General features: G+C 68.3%; 24 protein-coding genes. 16 read left to right on the top strand and 8 right to left on the bottom strand.

Going from position 1 to position 16,632, the window contains the following annotated elements; genetic code table 11:
• Positions 1–5: 5 nt before the first annotated feature.
• Genes ACX1DX_RS11040 through ACX1DX_RS11060 form a run of 5 tightly spaced genes read left to right on the top strand, consistent with a single transcriptional unit; the run spans position 6 to position 2,361 of the window.
• Positions 6–641 (top strand): hypothetical protein, encoded by a 636-nt coding sequence (locus tag ACX1DX_RS11040; protein WP_459396649.1) that lies wholly within the window; start codon positions 6–8, stop codon positions 639–641.
• Entirely contained in the window at positions 631–1,464 is an 834-nt protein-coding gene (locus ACX1DX_RS11045) for an SPFH domain-containing protein (protein WP_459396650.1), read from the top strand. Before ACX1DX_RS11040 ends, ACX1DX_RS11045 begins: the two co-directional genes overlap by 11 nt.
• Positions 1,465–1,469: 5 nt before the next feature.
• On the top strand, positions 1,470–1,778 hold the full coding sequence (locus tag ACX1DX_RS11050) for a hypothetical protein (RefSeq protein ID WP_459396651.1): 309 nt from the start codon (positions 1,470–1,472) through the stop codon (positions 1,776–1,778).
• Positions 1,779–1,783: 5 nt separating this feature from the next.
• Complete coding sequence (locus ACX1DX_RS11055) at positions 1,784–2,209, top strand: hypothetical protein (RefSeq protein ID WP_459396652.1); 426 nt, start codon at positions 1,784–1,786, stop codon at positions 2,207–2,209.
• The gene (locus tag ACX1DX_RS11060; protein WP_459396653.1) at positions 2,206–2,361 is read left to right on the top strand and encodes a hypothetical protein; all 156 of its coding nucleotides are present in this window, start codon (positions 2,206–2,208) and stop codon (positions 2,359–2,361) included. The genes ACX1DX_RS11055 and ACX1DX_RS11060 overlap by 4 nt, the downstream gene beginning before the upstream one ends.
• 33 nt (positions 2,362–2,394) lie before the next feature.
• On the opposite strand, the gene ACX1DX_RS11065 is transcribed toward ACX1DX_RS11060, so the two are convergent.
• The 5 genes from ACX1DX_RS11065 to ACX1DX_RS11085 all read right to left on the bottom strand — a co-directional run bounded on the left by ACX1DX_RS11065 (position 2,395) and on the right by ACX1DX_RS11085 (position 7,327).
• Positions 2,395–3,687, bottom strand: a complete 1,293-nt coding sequence (locus tag ACX1DX_RS11065) for a leucine-rich repeat domain-containing protein (RefSeq protein ID WP_459396654.1) — start codon at positions 3,685–3,687, stop codon at positions 2,395–2,397.
• Positions 3,688–3,891: 204 nt separating this feature from the next.
• Positions 3,892–4,626: a hypothetical protein gene (locus ACX1DX_RS11070; protein WP_459396655.1), complete on the bottom strand. Its 735-nt coding sequence runs from the start codon at positions 4,624–4,626 to the stop codon at positions 3,892–3,894.
• A 124-nt stretch (positions 4,627–4,750) separates the two neighbouring features.
• Positions 4,751–5,077: a hypothetical protein gene (locus tag ACX1DX_RS11075; RefSeq protein WP_459396656.1), complete on the bottom strand. Its 327-nt coding sequence runs from the start codon at positions 5,075–5,077 to the stop codon at positions 4,751–4,753.
• A gap of 84 nt (positions 5,078–5,161) precedes the next feature.
• Positions 5,162–5,518 carry a hypothetical protein gene (locus ACX1DX_RS11080; protein ID WP_459396657.1) on the bottom strand — a complete coding sequence of 119 codons (357 nt, stop codon included), beginning with the start codon at positions 5,516–5,518 and terminating at the stop codon, positions 5,162–5,164.
• Between the two features lie 108 nt (positions 5,519–5,626).
• A complete protein-coding gene (locus ACX1DX_RS11085; protein ID WP_459396658.1) occupies positions 5,627–7,327 on the bottom strand; it encodes a fumarate hydratase in 1,701 nt (566 codons plus the stop codon).
• A gap of 65 nt (positions 7,328–7,392) precedes the next feature.
• On the opposite strand from ACX1DX_RS11085, the gene ACX1DX_RS11090 reads away from it, so the two are divergent.
• The 9 genes from ACX1DX_RS11090 to rplI all read left to right on the top strand — a co-directional run bounded on the left by ACX1DX_RS11090 (position 7,393) and on the right by rplI (position 12,074).
• Positions 7,393–8,115, top strand: a complete 723-nt coding sequence (locus tag ACX1DX_RS11090; RefSeq protein ID WP_076063434.1) for an SDR family oxidoreductase — start codon at positions 7,393–7,395, stop codon at positions 8,113–8,115.
• 33 nt (positions 8,116–8,148) lie between these two features.
• Complete coding sequence (locus tag ACX1DX_RS11095) at positions 8,149–8,565, top strand: hypothetical protein (RefSeq protein WP_076063433.1); 417 nt, start codon at positions 8,149–8,151, stop codon at positions 8,563–8,565.
• Positions 8,566–8,689: 124 nt separating this feature from the next.
• The gene (locus tag ACX1DX_RS11100; RefSeq protein WP_143571039.1) at positions 8,690–9,013 is read left to right on the top strand and encodes a hypothetical protein; all 324 of its coding nucleotides are present in this window, start codon (positions 8,690–8,692) and stop codon (positions 9,011–9,013) included.
• Positions 9,014–9,042: 29 nt separating this feature from the next.
• Complete coding sequence (locus tag ACX1DX_RS11105; protein ID WP_076063429.1) at positions 9,043–9,423, top strand: rhodanese-like domain-containing protein; 381 nt, start codon at positions 9,043–9,045, stop codon at positions 9,421–9,423.
• Positions 9,420–10,166, top strand: a complete 747-nt coding sequence (locus tag ACX1DX_RS11110; protein WP_459396659.1) for an SGNH/GDSL hydrolase family protein — start codon at positions 9,420–9,422, stop codon at positions 10,164–10,166. Before ACX1DX_RS11105 ends, ACX1DX_RS11110 begins: the two co-directional genes overlap by 4 nt.
• A gap of 144 nt (positions 10,167–10,310) precedes the next feature.
• Positions 10,311–10,598 (top strand): 30S ribosomal protein S6, encoded by a 288-nt coding sequence (gene rpsF / locus ACX1DX_RS11115; protein WP_076063424.1) that lies wholly within the window; start codon positions 10,311–10,313, stop codon positions 10,596–10,598.
• 143 nt (positions 10,599–10,741) lie between these two features.
• Entirely contained in the window at positions 10,742–11,281 is a 540-nt protein-coding gene (locus ACX1DX_RS11120) for a single-stranded DNA-binding protein (RefSeq protein WP_076063422.1), read from the top strand.
• Positions 11,282–11,364: 83 nt separating this feature from the next.
• Entirely contained in the window at positions 11,365–11,604 is a 240-nt protein-coding gene (gene rpsR, locus ACX1DX_RS11125; RefSeq protein WP_076063420.1) for a 30S ribosomal protein S18, read from the top strand.
• A gap of 23 nt (positions 11,605–11,627) precedes the next feature.
• Positions 11,628–12,074: a 50S ribosomal protein L9 gene (gene rplI, locus ACX1DX_RS11130; protein ID WP_076063453.1), complete on the top strand. Its 447-nt coding sequence runs from the start codon at positions 11,628–11,630 to the stop codon at positions 12,072–12,074.
• Between the two features lie 64 nt (positions 12,075–12,138).
• Here rplI and ACX1DX_RS11135 read toward each other — a convergent pair whose 3' ends face one another.
• Positions 12,139–13,185 carry an adenosine deaminase gene (locus ACX1DX_RS11135; RefSeq protein WP_459396660.1) on the bottom strand — a complete coding sequence of 349 codons (1,047 nt, stop codon included), beginning with the start codon at positions 13,183–13,185 and terminating at the stop codon, positions 12,139–12,141.
• A gap of 65 nt (positions 13,186–13,250) precedes the next feature.
• Between ACX1DX_RS11135 and ACX1DX_RS11140 the strand changes: the two genes are divergently transcribed.
• The gene (locus ACX1DX_RS11140; protein ID WP_076063416.1) at positions 13,251–13,439 is read left to right on the top strand and encodes a hypothetical protein; all 189 of its coding nucleotides are present in this window, start codon (positions 13,251–13,253) and stop codon (positions 13,437–13,439) included.
• Between the two features lie 72 nt (positions 13,440–13,511).
• On the opposite strand, the gene ACX1DX_RS11145 is transcribed toward ACX1DX_RS11140, so the two are convergent.
• The gene (locus tag ACX1DX_RS11145; protein ID WP_076063414.1) at positions 13,512–14,522 is read right to left on the bottom strand and encodes a LacI family DNA-binding transcriptional regulator; all 1,011 of its coding nucleotides are present in this window, start codon (positions 14,520–14,522) and stop codon (positions 13,512–13,514) included.
• Positions 14,523–14,647: 125 nt separating this feature from the next.
• Between ACX1DX_RS11145 and ACX1DX_RS11150 the strand changes: the two genes are divergently transcribed.
• Positions 14,648–15,517: a hypothetical protein gene (locus tag ACX1DX_RS11150; protein WP_459396661.1), complete on the top strand. Its 870-nt coding sequence runs from the start codon at positions 14,648–14,650 to the stop codon at positions 15,515–15,517.
• Between the two features lie 69 nt (positions 15,518–15,586).
• Here ACX1DX_RS11150 and galE read toward each other — a convergent pair whose 3' ends face one another.
• On the bottom strand, positions 15,587–16,603 hold the full coding sequence (gene galE, locus ACX1DX_RS11155; protein WP_459396662.1) for a UDP-glucose 4-epimerase GalE: 1,017 nt from the start codon (positions 16,601–16,603) through the stop codon (positions 15,587–15,589).
• Positions 16,604–16,632: the final 29 nt, after the last annotated feature.

Consider the following 16,632-nt stretch of genomic DNA (forward strand, 5'->3'; position numbering starts at 1 on the left):
CTGTCATGATCGACATCGAGATCGCCGCCTGGCTGGGCGCGGGCTACGGGCTGGTGCTCCTGCTGGTCGCCTACGGCATCGACTCGTTCGCCAGGCGGGCGCAGAGCCGCACGCAGGACGACCGCAACGGCGGTTTCGTCTACCACAAGAGTCACGACGCGTGGCTCTGCCCGGAGGACCAGTGGCTGTACCCGCGGTCCTTCGACCCGGACAACCGCGTGATGCGCTACCGGGGCAGCCCGCTGGTCTGTAACTCGTGCCCCGTCAAGGACAGTTGCACCGAATCCGACGACGGGCGCGAGATGCGCCGGTCGGTGGACCCCTGGCCCTCGTCGGAATCCGCGCGTTTCCACCGCGGCATCGCCTGCTCCGTGACGGTGCTGGCTGTCGTGTGGCCGGCCGTGACGGCGCTGGTGGTGGAGAACTGGACCAGCCAGGTGCTGGCCCTCGTCGCCGCGGTGTTGATCGCCGCGGGGTCGGTGCCGCTCTGGCTCTTCCTGCGCCACACCCCGGCAGACCCCCTGGGCGCGGTCGTCAGGACCGCGGACCAGACCCAGCGGGACCGCGAGGCTGCGGCCGCAGCCCTGGCCCGCCAACGCAGCAGCTACGCATCAGACAGGAGAGCTGACCATGCCAACTGAGGTCGTTCTGGCAATTCTCGCGTTCCTCCTTGTGGTCGCGTTCCTCATCTCTTCCTTCCGGATCGTCCGGGAGTACGAACGGGTGGTGGCCTTCCGCATCGGGCGGTTGCGCGGCGCCCTCGGCCCCGGCCTGGTGTTCCGCCTGCCGTTCCTCGACAAGCTGGTCCGGGTGGACCTGCGGACGGTCACCCTGACCATTCCTCCGCAGGAGGTCATCACCAGGGACAACGTCACGGCCCGCGTCAACGCCGTGGTGATGTTCCGGGTGACAGATCCGGTGCTGTCGGTGATGTCCGTGGAGAACCACGCCGTCGCCACCTCGCAGTTCGCGCAGACGACGCTGCGCTCGGTCGTCGGCCGGGCGGAACTCGACACGCTGCTCGCCCACCGGGCAGACCTCAACGAGGACCTGGCCCACTCGATCGCCACTCAGACGAAGGAGTGGGGCGTCGAGGCGTCGGTGGTGGAGATCAAGGACGTGGAGATCCCGGAGATGATGCAGCGGGCGATGGCCCGGGAGGCCGAGGCCGAGCGCGAGCGTCGCGCCAAGGTGATCAGCGCCCGGGGCGAACTCCAGGCGTCGGTGGAACTGCGCGACGCCGCCCTCACGCTCAGCGAGGCGCCCGCCTCGCTCCAGCTCCGTTACCTGCAGACCCTGCTGGAACTCGGCGCGGACCAGAACTCCACCGTCGTCTTCCCGCTGCCGATGGACATCGTCGGCCCGCTCGTACAGGCCGTGAAGAAATTCAACGGAGACGACGACGCCACCCCGCCGGCCCGCAAGCCGGGCCTGGCCGTCGTCGACCGCCCCTTGGAAGGATGATCCCGATGACAGATCTCGATCCCGTCGTGACCGGGCGGCCCGTCCGCCTGGTGCCCACCGCGCCCGGCTTCTGGATGCTCACGCTCGGCGTGTGCATCGCCGCCCTGGCCCCGCTGCTCGGCTTCCTGCTCGGCGTCATGCGCCAGCGCCCGCAGGAGGACGTGCTTTTCAGCCCGCTCTACATCGGCCTGTTCGTCGGCGTACTCGTGGGCGGTGCTGGGGTGGTCCTGGCCGTCCTGGGCGGCATCCGCCTGTGGCGCCACCTGCGTCACGCTCGGAACCTCGAGGACGAAGCCACAGAAGCGGTAGCGTGAGCGCCGTGAGCATCCTCGACGACGCGGCCCAGGCGACCTCCGCGCCCCCCGCAACCCGGTTCCGTTCGAACGGCGCGCCGGACCGGTTCATGCGCCGTCTCCTCGGCGTGACCGAGGCGGACACGGCTTCGGGCGCCGGAGCGCACGCCGCGTTCCGCGTGTCCGTGATGTTCTCCGGGGTGCGCTGCCTGATCACCTACCTGCTGATCCCGGTGCTCGTGCCGGTGCTCAGCCTGGCGGGCTGGGTGGCGGCCCCCATCGGCATCGCCCTGTGCGTCTACGCGGTGGTCAACGGAATCGTCAGCATGAAGCGGTTCTGGCGCTCCGACCACCGTCAGCGCTGGATGTACACCGGCTTCATGGCGGTGGTGTTCGTGGTGCTGGGCGTGGCACTCGTATCTGATCTCAGCCGATTGGGAGGCATGTCGTGAGCACCGAGAACCGGGAACAGTTCGACGTCGAGAAGTACCAGGCGGAGCACAAGCAGCCCAGCGAGGCGGAGAGCGCCATCCTGACGATCCTGCTGTTCGTCTCCATGGTGGTCTTCGCCGTGGGCTGCACGATGTTCGGCTGGTTCCAGTAGGTCGCCGCAGGCGGGTGCTCCACGTTCACCTGCTCACGGCCAGATGTCGATCTCGCATCCCTTGTCGACGAGCGGCTTCAGCTGCGCCAGGTTGGAGATGGACGGGTTCCCGGCCAACCAGAGCTGCTGCAGCGACGTGAGGCCCTTCAGGGGGGCCACGTCCCCCAGGTAGTTCTCCCTCAGGTACAGCATCTCCAGCTTGGTCAACCCGGCGAGGGGGCTGATGTCGTCGATGAAGTTGTCGCTGAGGTTTAGCCACGTGAGTTTGGTCAGCCCGCGCAGTGGCGTCAGGTCGTCCACCGAGTTCGTCTCGAGGTTGACCTGGGTGAGGTTCGTCAGCCCGCGCAGCGGCGAGAGGTCCTGGATGTCGTAGTTGTGGCCCAGCCCGAGCGTCCACAGGTTTCGCATCCCCGCCACGGGGGAGAGGTCTGTGACGAGGTTGTCGCCGACGTCCAACGTCCAGAGGTTACGCCCGGCGAGGGGCCGGAGATCCTCGATGAGGTTGTCATAGGCCTTCAGGTGTTCGAGGTTGCGGACGCCGGCGAGCGGGGTCAGGTCGTCGACGAGGTTGTGGGTGATGTCCAGTTGGCTGAGCGTCGGGTGGTTGGCAAGAGGGCTCAGGTCGGTGATCTCGTTGTCCAGCAGCTGGAGCCCAGTCAGCCCGGCCAGCCGCTGGATACCCTCCAGGGTTTTCACCCCCTTGGCGTCGCAGATCACCATCGACGTTGAGCTGATGGCCCACTGCGCCTTGACGCAGGAGCGAAGAGCGGGGTCCTTGATGAAGTCGAACGTGGGCGCAGCGGGTTTCGGGGCGCTGAAACGGACCATGTTGTTCAGCAGCCACTGCGTGCGCCACTCGTAGCCGACGGCGGTCTTCGCGATGACGCTCGCCTCGATGTAGGAGCGGCACCCGCCCTGACCGGTCGCGGCGGTGTCGCACTCGGTGCGCCACTTTCGGCCGTCCGTAGAAGTCCACGTCGCGGTGCCGCCGACCTTCCCGTTGGCGGCGATCGGGTTGCCCGCCCACAGCGAACGCGGGGAGGCCTTGTAGGTGAGGTTGTTGAACGCCCAGCCGTTAACCGGAACGAACCGGCCGGCCTCGAACTTCACCACTGTCGCCTGGATCTCCGTGCGGCAACGCTCGGTGGAGGAATAGGGCTCGCAAGCGGTGTGCCAGACCCGGCCGTTCACGGTGTGCGTCCCGGGCGTGATGTAGACGTCGACGCTTGCCTTCGCCGGTGTTGAGCCCATCACGAGGCCCGCGGCGGCAAGAACGATGCTGGCCGTGAGTGCGCCGAGCCTACGTAACCCAGTGGTGGTGCTCATGGTCCCCCCTTGTGCGGAGTCCGACCGTCGAAGCCCGCGTGCGAGGTATTAGATCACGCCATGACTAGCGGTGGGAGCGCGGGGCGGCGAAGTGAACGACCGGCTGGGTAGCTGAGGGGCCCGTTGTCGCCTTGGGATAACGCGCCGATCTCGCTCCAGGAGCGAGATCGAGACGATTTCCCAAGGTGAGAATCCATCACCTGTTCAGCGCAGCGTCAGCGAGCGTGCCCGCTGCGCGACCCGCCCGTCGCCGAGTTCGCCCTGACGGGCCGGTCGGCCGCGGTAGGCCTCGATCAGGGCCGCCACCACCCGGGGGTCGGAGTCGATCTGGCTCACGCCCACCTGGAGTTGGGTCTTGTCGGTGGGGATCAGCAAGCGGGCGCCCTTGATCTCCGGCGCGCCGCTGAGCTGGGCCCACGGCACGCGGGTCTCCTTGCCCATGCTCGCGACGGTGGTTACATGGCTGGGTGAGAGCACCAGACCGGGCGGGTTCCGGTACGCGAACCAGCCGTCGGCGATGCCCCACCCGACGATCAGCGCCAGCATGACGGCGAAGCTCATGCCGCCGTCGTCCGTGAGGTAGCCGGTCAGGCGCAGGGTGATGTCGACGAGCACCACGATGCCGGCGAGGCCGGTCAGCAGCAGCGGAATGAGCCGCGACGACGGCGCCGGGCCGATCCGCGTCACGCCGTCGCCCAGCGAGAGGCGCAGGGTGCCCGAGCGACCGCGCCGGTTGAGGTACTGGGAGATGAGGATCGCCGAGAGCGCCAGGGTGATGGCCAGCGACGAGGTGACCAGCCAGGGCATCGCGTAGACGATGGCCAGCACCAGCGCCACGACCGCGAAGATCGGGAACAGGACGGTGCCCACCAACGCGGAACCGGGGAAGAGCGGCTCCTTCGGCGCATCGACTTCGATGACGGTGCGGGTCTCGTCCATGAGGTCCTCCGGGGTTGTGACTCCCTGCATCCTAGGGCCGCGCAGCGCGGGGGCAGACGCAGGACCGGCCCGCAGCGCGCTGGGGGACGCGCCGGGACCGGCCTGATCAGGGAGCGATGCGGGCTCAGTCGTCGTCGTGGTCGTCGTCCCGGTCGTCGTCCCGGTCATCGTCCCGGTCGTCGTCGTGGTCGTCGTCCCAGTCATCGTCGTCCCAGTCATCGTCGTGGTCGTCGTCCCGGTCATCGTCGTCGTTGTAGACCGGGGTGGAGGTGGTCTTCTTGACGGTGGCGGCCTTCGTCTTTGCGGGGGCGGCGACGGACGTCTTGGCCGGGGCGGGGGCCATGCCCGGAGCGGGGGTGGGCGAACTGTCGACGGTGGACGACAGCCCCTGCTCGTCGTCGCAGGTGTAATCGTTGTCGACGTCGTCGCACTGGTCTGTGCCGGTGATCACGATGGTCTCGGTGGCGGTTGGGGCGGGTGTGGTGGGGTCCGCGTCTGGGCTGGCGCATCGTCATCCACGTCGTCGTCATCGTCGTCATCGGTGGTCGGGGCCGGTGCCGGCCTGACCGGGGGCGCGGGCTTGACGGGCTGCGGAGCCACGGTCGTCCGGGTGGGCGCGGGAGTCGTCGTCGCGGGAGTCGTCGACGCCGTGGGGCGTCGGGCTGACCTCCGGTGTCGCAGTGGCCGCGTCGACGGTGGGGCTGGGCGTCGGCGAAGGGCTGGGAGTCGTCGTCGAGCTGCCCGGGGACGGCACGGCGGTGACCACGATGGCCGGCTCCGCCGGCGGTTGCGCGAGGGGCGCAGCGAGCGCGACCACCAGCCAGCCCACGAGCAGACCGGCCACGACGGCCGCGGCCACCAGCCCGGCCGTCACCCCGCGCTTCCTGTCCATGCACTTGCCTCCTGCCTCTAGTGAAGGGTGCCAGGATGAAGGGGAGCGGAACGGCAGATGAGAAGACTCTCATCTGCCGTTGTGGCTGCGGTCCTCAGCGGCTGCGGCTCAGAGCCCTTCGCGCTTCGGGATGGTGAGCACCAGGGGCTTGTTGACCTCGGCGAAGAAGTCGTTGCCCTTGTCGTCGACCACGATGAACGCCGGGAAGTCCTGCACGTCGATCTTCCAGATCGCCTCCATGCCGAGCTCTTCGTACTCGACGACCTCGACGTGCTTGATGCAGTCCTGTGCCAGCCGGGCGGCGGGGCCGCCGATCGAGCCCAGGTAGAAGCCGCCGTGCGTGTCGCATGCGTCGGTGACGGCCTGCGAGCGGTTGCCCTTGGCGAGCATCACCATCGAGCCGCCGGCGGCCTGGAACTGGTCGACGTAGGAGTCCATCCGCCCGGCGGTGGTGGGCCCGAACGAGCCCGACGCCATGCCGGTGGGGGTCTTCGCCGGACCGGCGTAGTAGACGGGGTGGTCCTTCAGGTACTGCGGCATCTCCTCGCCCGCGTCGAGGCGTTCCTTGATCTTGGCGTGGGCGATGTCGCGTGCGACGATCAGCGGGCCGGTCAGCGACAGGCGGGTCTTCACGGGGTGCTTGGACAGCTCGGCCAGCACGTCTGTCATGGGCCGGTTCAGGTCGATGCGCACGACGGCGCCCTTCCCCGTGCCGGTCACTCCGTCGGTCTCAGCGTCGAGATCCTCATCGACGTGGTCCGGCATGAAGCGGGCGGGTTCGGTCTCGAGCTGCTCGATGAACACGCCCTCAGGCGTGATCTTGCCGAGGCACTGCCGGTCGGCGGAGCACGACACCGCGATCGCCACTGGGAGCGACGCGCCGTGGCGCGGCAGGCGGATGACCCGCACGTCGTGGCAGAAGTACTTGCCGCCGAACTGGGCGCCGATGCCCATCTTGCGCGTGAGCTCCAGCACCTCCTGCTCGAGTTCGACGTCGCGGAAGCCGTGCGCTGAGATGGAGCCCGTCGTCGGGAGGGTGTCGAGGTACTTGGCGGAGGCGTACTTGGCGGTCTTCATCGCGAACTCGGCCGAGGTGCCGCCGACGACGATCGCCAGGTGGTACGGCGGGCAGGCCGCGGTGCCGAGCGAGCGCAGCTTCTCCTCGAGGAACTTCATCATCGAGTCGGGGTTCAGGATGGCCTTGGTCTCCTGGTAGAGGTAGCTCTTGTTCGCGGAGCCGCCACCTTTGGCCATGAAGAGGAACTTGTATCCGGTCTCGTGCCCGGGCGCGGTGTCGGCGTAGAGCTCGATCTGCGCGGGCAGGTTGCTGCCGGTGTTGCGCTCCTCCCACATGGTGATGGGCGCGTTCTGGGAGTAGCGCAGGTTCAGCTTGGTGTAGGCGTTGTAGACGCCCAGCGACAGCGGCTTCTCGTCGGTGCCCTCGGTCAGCACCTGCTGGCCACGCTTGCCCATGATGATCGCGGTGCCGGTGTCCTGGCACATGGGAAGGATGCCGCCGGCGGCGATGTTGGCGTTCTTGAGCAGGTCGAGCGCCACGAACTTGTCGTTGGCGGAGGCCTCCGGGTCGTCCATGATGGTGCGCAGCTGCTGCAGGTGGGCCGGTCGCAGGTAGTGCGCGATGTCGTGCATCGCCGTCTCTGCGAGCAGCGTCAGTGCTTCCGGGGCGACCTTCAGGAACTGGCGTCCCTCGGGTCCCTCGACCACCTCGACACCCTCATGGGTGAGGAGACGGTAGGGGGTGTCGTCGCCCCCGATGGGCAGCATGTCTGCGTAGCGAAACTCCGGCATCGGACCTCCTTGTAAAGCAATCGATTCAGTCTCCCACGCACGATTGCGTGGGTTAGCGTGGGGGCATGTTGTCACTGAGCGGGAAGCGTGCCCTCGTCACCGGCGCCAGCAAGGGCATCGGGTTCGCGACGGCGAAGTTGTTGCGCCACATGGGTGCCGAGGTGACCATCGCCGCGCGCACCGAAGAGGACCTGCGGGTGGCTGCTGACCAGATCGGCGCCCGCTGGGTGGTGGCGGACGTCTCCACGATCGACGGTGTGCGCGCCGCCGTCGAGGCCGCCGGGGAGGTCGACATCCTGGTGTCGAACGCCGGCGGACCCCCGCCCGGCCTGCCGTCGGAGGTCACCGACGAGGGGTGGCACGCGGGTTTCGAGACCACCTTCATGTCGACGGCCCGGCTCGTCGACGCGGTGCTGCCGGGCATGCGCTCCCACGGCTGGGGCAGGGTCATCGCGATCACGTCGCTGACGGTGGGTCGCCCGTCGCTGACGCTGCCGGTGAGCAACGCCATGCGGGCGGCGGTCACCAACCATCTGCGCACACTGGCGCTCGAGGTGGGCGCCGACGGGGTGACCTGCAACACGGTGGCGCCCGGGTACACGGCCACGGACCGGCTCAAGCGGCTGCACACTGATCCCGAGGCGGCGGACGAGATCCGGCACAAGATCCCGGCGCGTCGCTTCGGCGAGCCCGAGGAGGTCGCGGCGGCGGTGGCGTTCCTCGCCTCCGAGGAGGCGGCCTACATCACCGGCCAGGAGATCCTGGTCGACGGTGGCTACTCCATCTGACGGCGGGCGGATCGGCGAGTCTAGGCTGAGGGGATGGACGAGCACCTGACAGAGCGCCAGAAGGCAGCGCGCATCCGCGCGGAGCTGAACGCGAGCCACGCCCGCAATGAGGCCGCCCGCGCAAAGGTGCTCATCGACGAGTTCCTCGTCGCTGCCCGGGAACAAGGTCTGGCGCCCCGCCCGCTGAAGGCCGTCACGCTGGACGGGCACACCGTCAAGACGGACAAGACCGGCTGGTACCTGCGCACCAACCACTCCGTCGCCGTCGACACCGAGGGCAACTACTACTCGCTCACGGTTCCCGGAGGGTTGATGTCGCGGTTCACGGGCGTGAAGTTGCAGCCGCAGTTGGCGCCGCTGGTCATCGGCCGCGGCGGCCGCGACGGTGAGACGGGCGACCTCAAGGAGTTCCTCGCCTGGGTGCTCGACGGCCACATCCCGCAGGCCTGACCGCGCGTCGTCGCCCCGCCGTCGTCGCCCCGCCACCGCGCTGGGCAGAGTGAAGTTGTGCACCAAGTCCGCTGCACAACTCAACAACGCTTGGGTGGGTCCGGCAGCCCGTAAGCTCGACGGCGTGACGAAGCGGATCTGGTGGGGCACCTGGCCCGGCGCGCTGGCGCTCGGGCTCCTGTCGCTGCTGCTGGTGCTGCCCGGGGCGCTCGCCGGGCTGCTGACGCTGCTGATCCCTGACACGGGCGGCGCCGGCGTGGACTTCGCCGTGGAAGAGGTGCCGCTCTGGCACCGCGTCTTCGGGATCATCTCCCTCGCCGCGGCCGTGGTGTTGCCGTTCCTGACGGTGCGTTGGGCCCGCCGCACCTGGCTCGGCTACGTCCTGCTCGCGCTGGGCCTGAGCTTCGTCTTCGGCGCCATCGGGCTGGGTCTCTTCGGCGTTGTCTGACGCAGCCCGGCGTGAGGGACAATGGACGCATGGGTTTGCTGGATTTCCTGGGGAAGCGCTCCGACGACGGGCTGAGCATCGATGAGACGCTGCTGGCACTGAGCAGGGGTGCCGTCCTGATCGACGTGCGCACCAAGGTCGAATACGAGGCGGGTCACGCACCCGGCGCGCGCCCGGTGGACACCGGGGCCCTCCACGACAACCCGGTGGACGCCATCCACGGCGACGACCCGCTGGCGGAGCGCGATGCGGCCATCATTGTCATGTGCGACACGGGGCTGCGTTCCTCCTTCATGGCCGCCCTGCTCCGTGAGAAGGGCCTCCTGGCCGAATCCGTGAGCGGTGGGTTGCGCGCCTGGGCGAAGGACGGCAACCCCGTGCTGCCCGGTCCGTACCGGGGCCGGCGATGAAGCGGCTGGTGGGGCTCCTGGCCGGCGCGGCCGCGGGCACCCTCGTGTCCGCCGGGGCGGCGTCGTACCTGATGGGCCGGCGCGAGATCGTCCGCCACGTCAACGACTACCGCATCCACTGGGGCGAGTCCCGCGACGGCGGCGAGGACGCCCTGCGCTACGTGGCGCTCGGCGACTCCGCGGCCCAGGGCGTGGGGGCATCCCAGGTGGACCACGGCTATGTGCCGCGGATCGGGCGCAAGCTCGCCGAGGTGACCGGCCGCGAGGTGCTGATCACCAACCTGTCGGTGAGCGGCGCGACCAGCGCCGACGTCGTGCGCGACCAGCTGCCGCAGTTCCGCGACCTCCCCTTCACCCCGGATCTGGTGACCCTCGACATCGGCGGCAACGACGTCGTGTTCCCCGGCCATTCGCCCGCGTCCTTCGAGGCGAACATGGACGTGGTCCTCGCGGCGCTGCCGGAGGGTTCCTTCGTCGCCGACGTGCCGTGGTTCATGGTTCCGGTGTTGGGCCGCCAGTCGCAGAAGATGGCCGCCGTCGCGTCGATCCTCATCGAGCGCCACAAGCACCACCTGGTGCCGCTGCACCGCGCCACCCGCGAGGCGGGAACCTGGCGCTACCACCGCTACACCGCGGGGGACTGGTTCCACCCCAACGACCTCGGCTACGAGGGGTGGGCCGACGCCTACTGGACCGCCATCGAGGCCAGCGGGGTCGTCGAGAGGCTGCTGCCGACGGATTGAGCGGTCGTTCCCGCCGCGTCGGGCGGTTTGGGATCGGCAGCCCGCAGCCGGTAGTCTGGCTCCTTGGCTGACCCCAGGTCAGTTTTGCCCTCCTGCCGCGGGACAGACTCGCGGCCGTTAGTCCGAAGGAGGTGGGGCTGAAGCATGCGCAAGTACGAGGTTATGGTGCTCATCGACTCAGATGTCGACGAGCGTCAGGTCCCCGCGCTGGTCGAGAAGCATCTCGAAGTCATCACCAAGGGTGGTGGCACCGTCGACAACCAGGACATCTGGGGACGTCGTCGGCTCGCATACGACATCAACAAGAAGTCCGAGGCTATTTACGCCGTCCTGCAGGTGACTGCGGATCCGGCGACCGTTGCTGAGATGGATCGCCTGATGACCATCGACGAGCGGGTTGTGCGCACCAAGGTGCTGCGCCGCGAGGACTGAGTTTTCCACAGCAAAAATACTGAGTGGAAAATTGTCGGCGCCACCGGCCAAAGTGGTAGACAGATAGATTTTCACTCAGACCTCGACGGCAAGGCCCAGGCTGCGTCGTCACCAAGTCCGAACTTATCGGAGGCATCAGAAACATGGCAGGCGAAACCCAGATCACGGTGATCGGAAACCTCACCGCAGATCCCGAGCTCCGCTTCACGCCCAACGGCGCAGCGGTGGCCAACTTCAGGATTGCGTCGACACCCCGTGTGCTCGACCGTCAGTCCAACGAGTGGCGGGACGGCGAGGCGTTGTTCCTCAGCTGCTCCGTGTGGCGCCAGTACGCCGAGAATGTGGCCGAAACCCTTCGCAAGGGTATGCAGGTCATCATTCAGGGCCGTCTGAAGTCGCGTACGTATGACGACCGTGAGGGAGTCAAGCGCACCGTCTTCGAGATCGATGTCGACGAGGTCGGACCCACCCTCCGCTTCTCAACCGCAACCGTCACCCGCTCCGGCAGTGGTGGCGGCGGCGGTGGTGGCCAGTGGCAGGGTAACCAGGGTGGTGGCAACACCGGTGGTGGTCAGGGTAGCCCGCAGGGCGATCCGTGGGCCAGCTCCGGCAACGCCGGAGGCGGCAATCGCGGCGGGAATGACCCGTGGGCGCAGTCGCAGCCGGAAGAGCCCCCGTTCTGATCCATCGCTTATCTAGCTCCCATGGGCTAGCTGGCACATTCCGTCGCAAGACGGGCTTTCAGTAATAGAAGGAGAGCACCACAATGGCCGGTCCACAGCGCAAGTCTGTGAACAAGAAGAAGATCATGCCGGTGAAGACGACCCGCGTCGCCAACATCGACTACAAGGACATCAACACGCTCAAGAAGTTCATCTCTGAGCGTGGCAAGATCCGTGCCCGTCGCGTCACTGGCCTTTCGGTCCAGGACCAGCGCAAGATCGCCATCGCCGTGAAGAACGCGCGCGAAGTCGCTCTGCTGCCGTACGCGTCGACCGCCCGCTGATCGGAAGGGATGAAGACACCATGATGAAGCTCATTCTGACCAGCACCGTTGACAAGCTCGGCATCGCCGGCGACGTCGTCGAGGTCAAGGACGGCTACGGCCGTAACTTCCTCCTGCCTCAGGGCAGGGCCATCCGCTGGACCCGCGGAACCGAGAAGCAGATCGACGGCATCAAGCGGGCGCGCGACGCCCGTGAGGTGCGCGGCGTCGAGCACGCTCAGCAACTGCGCACGCAGCTCGAGGACCTCAAGGTCACCGTCGCTGCCCGCGCTTCGGAGGCGGGCCACCTGTTCGGTTCCGTCACCGCTGCTGACCTGGTTCAGGCCGTCAAGAAGGCCGGTGGCCCCACCGTCGACAAGCGCACCGCTTCGTTCCCGAAGCCGGTGAAGTCGGTCGGCAGCCACACCGCAGCCATCAAGCTGCACCAGGCCGTCACCGCGTACGTCCCGTTCGAGGTCGTCGCCCAGTGATCGTCTGATCGCAACCTGCAAGAGCCCCGGCTTCGGCCGGGGCTCTTGTCATTTCTTGGCTGAGTCAGTCGACGGGTGACTGGAGCCAGTCGTCAATCTCCGCCAGCCAGCGGCGCTTGTCGTCGGCCGGGGCGAAGCTGGCGTTGACCGACGAGCGCGCCAGCCTGGCCAGGGCCGCGTCGTCGAGTCCGTGGACCTCACGCGCTGTGACGTACTGGTCCGTGAGCCTGGACAGGAACAGCAGCGGGTCGTCGGCACCGAGAGCGATATCGGCCCCGGCGTCGAGGAGTGCGCGGAGGGGCACCTCGTCCGGCTCGCGGTAGACGCCCAGCTGTACGTTCGACGCCGGACACACTTCGAAGGTGATGCCCCGGTCGACCATCCGGCTCAGCAGATCGGGGTTCTCGACGGCGCGGACGCCGTGCCCGATGCGGGCTGGCTGCAGGTGCTCCACGACCTGCTCGAGGTGGTCCGCCCCGCGCAGCTCGCCGCCGTGCGGCACCCCCGGCAGGCCGGCGCGCCGGGCGATCCGGAACGCGCCCTCCCACTCGTGGGTGCGGCCCTCGCGCTCGTTGTTGTTGAGCCCGAACGCGCACACCTCCCCGGCGCCCTGGCCGGCGTGCCGCGCGGCGATCCGCGCGAGGGTGCGGGCGTCCAGCGGGTGCCGGATGCGCGAGGCGGCCACCACCACCCCGATCTGCACGCCGGAGCTGGCGGAGGCGAGCCGAGCCTCGTCGCACACGATCTCCAGCGCCTCCTGCAGCCCTCCGACGGAGGAGGCGTACGACGTGGGGTCCACCTGCAACTCCAGCCGGCGCGAGCCCTCGGCGGCGTCCTCAGCTGCGGCGTTGCGGACCACCGCGCGGAGCGCCTCCTCACCCCGGACGGCGGCGCGGGCCACGTCGTAGAGGTGTTGGAAGCGGTTCCAGCCCCGCCTGTCGTAGGGCACGTCCAGGGCTACGCCGTCGATGAGGGTGGGAGGCAGGTCCATGTCGCGGGCCTCCGCCAACTGCCGGAGGGCGGGCACACTCAGGGACCCGGTGAAGTGGAGATGCAGATGTGCCTTGGGCAGCGCGGCCAGATCCCGCGTCGGTTTCGGCTCCTGCAACATGTGCCGATGGTAGTGAATCAATCCCGTGGGGCAAAGACGCATCTCCGCCTGTAGCCTTGACGCTCATGAGCGCCCGATTCCTCACCACATGGCCGTGCCAGGACGCCTGCGGCACGATCAAGACCGACGAACTGGTCGAAGGCGCACCGGTCTACCGGTGCCCGGGGTGCGACACCACGTGGATCGAACTCAACGAGCGGACCGAGGTCGCCGCCCAGCCGGGGGCAGGGCTCCGTCCCGAGCAACACCGCTGACGGCGACGGACCCCAGCACGACCGGGTTGGCCTGATCAGAAGACGCCACTGACCGCCCCCGGCACGGGCAGCTTATGACCGGGTCTGGGTCGAACCCCTGACCTGGATCGTCGGCGCGGCCACTACTACCTCCCGTGGCTCTTCACCGCCCAGGAGGTCGAGCAGCAGAGTGGTGGCTTCCGCGCCCAGACCGGCCGGATCGTAGGCCAGCGAAGTGATCGGTGGGGAGGTCACCCGGCACAACGCGGAGTCCTCGAACGACACGATGGCCACGTCGTCCGGGATCCGCACGCCCATGGCATTGATCGCGCCAAGGCCGCCCAGCATCAGGCCCTCGTTGTCATAGATGATGGCCGTGGGTGGATTGTCGGCCATGAGTAACTGGTGCGTGATGGCCTGGCCGGCGTTGATGGTGCCCGGGTTGGTCTCGCTCCGCAAGGTCTCGATGCCCAGTTCCCGGCACGACTCGGCAAAGGCGGCGGACCGTTTGAGGGTGTGGATCAGGTTCGTGGGAGCCGGGATGTGCGTGACGCGCCGGTGCCCCTGAGCTGCGAGGTGGCCCACGATGAAGCGCATGGCCGCGGCGTCGTCGACACGTACGTTGGGCAGTTCGTTGCCAGGAAGCGAGCCGATCAACACGGCGGGCATCGTCAGTTCTTCCAGGATGGCCGGCCGGGGGTCGTCCATCACGGGGTCTGTGAGGATCACACCGTCGACACGGCGCTCGAAGTGCCAACGGCGGTAGGTTTCGAGTTCCTCCTCGGGGGAAACGATGAACTGGAGCACCAAGGCCAACCCGTGCGCGGTCAGCACTTCCTCGATCCCGGCTATGAGGTGCATCAGGAACCGCTCGCCCGTGGACTCACCAGTGGGTCGTGGCAGCACCATGCCAACTGCCTGCGCTCGCCCCGCGGACAGCGCCGCGGCGGCGACGCTCCGGTGCCAGCCGATCTCCTGGGCGACCTGCAGCACGCGGGCCCGCGTCGACTCGGAGACGCCTGGGCGGTTGTTCAGAGCAAACGAGACCGCGGTAGGCGAGACGCCCGCGATGCGGGAGATGTCCTTGATGGTCGGGCGGGGCATGTCCTCATCCTTCCATCGTTCACCCCCCGGAATGCGCACCGGCCGGTGGGAACGAAGAGACACGCAGCCGGAACGCGCATTATCGGCACCCCCGGTACGGTGAGGGTGACGAAGGGGGCTCGCCTGTGAGCGCAACCACTGGAAACCAGGACCCGGTCCAGCAGGACGGCGCCGATGCCACCGCGCCGTGGCGCTCGCTGGTCATCGGTGCCGCAGCGTTGCTGCTGGCGCTCCTGCCGCACCTGGCCATGGCGGTGAGTGAGGCCGTCCGTGGCGCCTCTGCGGGCGGGCCGTTCCGGCTGGCCTTGAACCTGTTCAGCTACTACAACTCGGTCTCGGTCGTCGTCATGGCCGCTGCCTTCACCGCGCTCGGCCTGAGGATCTGGCGCGCCAAGCGAGGGCCGGTCGCGGCTGGCCCGGCGGCGTTCGTCGCGACGGTGGGCATGGCCCTGCTCGTGGTGGTCAGCTTCGTCGACCTCTCCGGGAACGCCCTCAGCCCCAGCCCGCCAGCCGTGCTCGTGATGACCATCGCCGTCGTCGCCGCCTACTCCGGCTACGCGGTGCTGGCCTACTGGCTGCTCATGCGAGGCCCCATCGCCTTCACCGTCGGATTGGGTCTGCTCTACCTCCCGACGGTCTACTGGCTCACCGGGCTGATGTCCGCGGTGGTGGGCCAGGCGGGTTCAGCGGCCATCGTCTACGTGCCCTATGTGGTGGCCGCCGGCCTCGGCCTCGGGCTCGGCCTCCTCGGGTGGGACACTCCACGCCGGATCCTCGCCTGGCTCGCGGTGCTACTCATCGTCACCGTGGGCGTGGCCGGTCATGTCGTCCTCGACGCGGCGCTCACCACGGGGGGCTTCGAGCAGACGTGGGCGACGTTCTGGATTGTGCTGCAGGGCTCGCTCATTTCCGCGGGGATCGCCCTGATCGTGGGCGTCCTCGTGCGCCTCATCGACACCCGCCGCGGAGCCAGGTCCGCAGCTTCCGCCGGCTGAAGGCCACCGTCGACAGATTCGGGGGCCGGTGTGGATCATCCACACCGGCCCCCGTTCAGTTGCATTGCGTCAGACGGCAGCGAACCCGTTGGGGTTGTCGTGCTGCCAGCGGTAGGTGTCGGCGCAGGCGTCGGCCACGGTCTTCTCCGCGTGCCAGCCCAGTTCGTTGTGCGCCTTGTCGACGTTGGCGTAGCTCTCGGCGACATCGCCCGGGCGGCGGGCCACGATCTCGTACGGGATCTCCTGGCTGGCTGCGGCCTCGAACGCGTGCACGATCTCCAGAACCGAGGACGGTTGGCCGGTGCCGAGGTTCCAGACGTGGTAGCCGGTGTGGTCGCCGAGGTAGTTCAGCGCGGCGAGGTGACCGGCGGCCAGGTCGACCACGTGGATGTAGTCCCTGCGACCGGTGCCGTCCGGGGTAGCGTAGTCGTCGCCGAAGATCATCAGCTTCTCGCGGCGACCGGCGGCCACCTGCGCCACGAACGGCAGCAGGTTGTTCGGGATGCCCTTGGGGTCTTCGCCGATGCGGCCGGATTCGTGGGCACCGATGGGGTTGAAGTACCGCAGGATGGCCACCGAGAGCTCGGGGTTGGCGGCCGAGGCGTCCTCGAGGATCTGCTCGAGCATGTGCTTGGTGCGGCCGTACGGGTTGGTGGCGCCGGTGGGCGCGTCCTCGGTGAACGGGGGCTCCGACTCCTCGCCGTAGACGGTGGCGGAGCTGGAGAAGACGATGCGGTTGCAGCCGTGCTTGGCCATGGTCTCCACCAGCGTGATCGTGGAGCCGATGTTCTCGCGGTAGTACGTCAGCGGGATCTGTGTGGATTCGCCCACGGCCTTCCAGCCGGCGAAATGGATCACGGAATCGGGTCGGAAGTCGGCGAAGGCCTTGTCGAGAGCCGCCGCGTCGCGCACATTGGCCTCGACGAACTGGGCTTCGCGCCCGGCGAGGTCTGCGACGCGGCGCAGCGACTCCTCGGAGCTGTTGGACAGGTCGTCGACGACCAGGACGTCGTGACCATCCTGAAGAAGGGCAAGTGTGGTGTGGGAGCCGATGTAGCCGGCGCCACCGGTGACGAGCACGCGCATGGGTGGGGTTCCTCCTCGGGTTCAGCCCC

It is taken from the genome of Tessaracoccus zhenghani, assembly GCF_054552775.1.

What these genes read in the sequence shown, in the direction of transcription:
- ACX1DX_RS11040 (WP_459396649.1), top strand. Translation starts at nt 6, where the DNA reads ATGATCGACATCGAGATCGCCGCCTGGCTGGGCGCGGGCTACGGGCTG.
- ACX1DX_RS11045 (WP_459396650.1), top strand. Translation starts at nt 631, where the DNA reads ATGCCAACTGAGGTCGTTCTGGCAATTCTCGCGTTCCTCCTTGTGGTC.
- ACX1DX_RS11050 (WP_459396651.1), top strand. Translation starts at nt 1,470, where the DNA reads ATGACAGATCTCGATCCCGTCGTGACCGGGCGGCCCGTCCGCCTGGTG.
- ACX1DX_RS11065 (WP_459396654.1), bottom strand. Translation starts at nt 3,687, where the DNA reads ATGAGCACCACCACTGGGTTACGTAGGCTCGGCGCACTCACGGCCAGC.
- ACX1DX_RS11070 (WP_459396655.1), bottom strand. Translation starts at nt 4,626, where the DNA reads ATGGACGAGACCCGCACCGTCATCGAAGTCGATGCGCCGAAGGAGCCG.
- ACX1DX_RS11080 (WP_459396657.1), bottom strand. Translation starts at nt 5,518, where the DNA reads ATGGACAGGAAGCGCGGGGTGACGGCCGGGCTGGTGGCCGCGGCCGTC.
- ACX1DX_RS11085 (WP_459396658.1), bottom strand. Translation starts at nt 7,327, where the DNA reads ATGCCGGAGTTTCGCTACGCAGACATGCTGCCCATCGGGGGCGACGAC.
- ACX1DX_RS11090 (WP_076063434.1), top strand. Translation starts at nt 7,393, where the DNA reads ATGTTGTCACTGAGCGGGAAGCGTGCCCTCGTCACCGGCGCCAGCAAG.
- ACX1DX_RS11095 (WP_076063433.1), top strand. Translation starts at nt 8,149, where the DNA reads ATGGACGAGCACCTGACAGAGCGCCAGAAGGCAGCGCGCATCCGCGCG.
- ACX1DX_RS11105 (WP_076063429.1), top strand. Translation starts at nt 9,043, where the DNA reads ATGGGTTTGCTGGATTTCCTGGGGAAGCGCTCCGACGACGGGCTGAGC.
- ACX1DX_RS11110 (WP_459396659.1), top strand. Translation starts at nt 9,420, where the DNA reads ATGAAGCGGCTGGTGGGGCTCCTGGCCGGCGCGGCCGCGGGCACCCTC.
- rpsF (WP_076063424.1), top strand. Translation starts at nt 10,311, where the DNA reads ATGCGCAAGTACGAGGTTATGGTGCTCATCGACTCAGATGTCGACGAG.
- ACX1DX_RS11120 (WP_076063422.1), top strand. Translation starts at nt 10,742, where the DNA reads ATGGCAGGCGAAACCCAGATCACGGTGATCGGAAACCTCACCGCAGAT.
- rpsR (WP_076063420.1), top strand. Translation starts at nt 11,365, where the DNA reads ATGGCCGGTCCACAGCGCAAGTCTGTGAACAAGAAGAAGATCATGCCG.
- rplI (WP_076063453.1), top strand. Translation starts at nt 11,628, where the DNA reads ATGAAGCTCATTCTGACCAGCACCGTTGACAAGCTCGGCATCGCCGGC.
- ACX1DX_RS11135 (WP_459396660.1), bottom strand. Translation starts at nt 13,185, where the DNA reads ATGTTGCAGGAGCCGAAACCGACGCGGGATCTGGCCGCGCTGCCCAAG.
- ACX1DX_RS11140 (WP_076063416.1), top strand. Translation starts at nt 13,251, where the DNA reads ATGAGCGCCCGATTCCTCACCACATGGCCGTGCCAGGACGCCTGCGGC.
- ACX1DX_RS11145 (WP_076063414.1), bottom strand. Translation starts at nt 14,522, where the DNA reads ATGCCCCGCCCGACCATCAAGGACATCTCCCGCATCGCGGGCGTCTCG.
- galE (WP_459396662.1), bottom strand. Translation starts at nt 16,603, where the DNA reads ATGCGCGTGCTCGTCACCGGTGGCGCCGGCTACATCGGCTCCCACACC.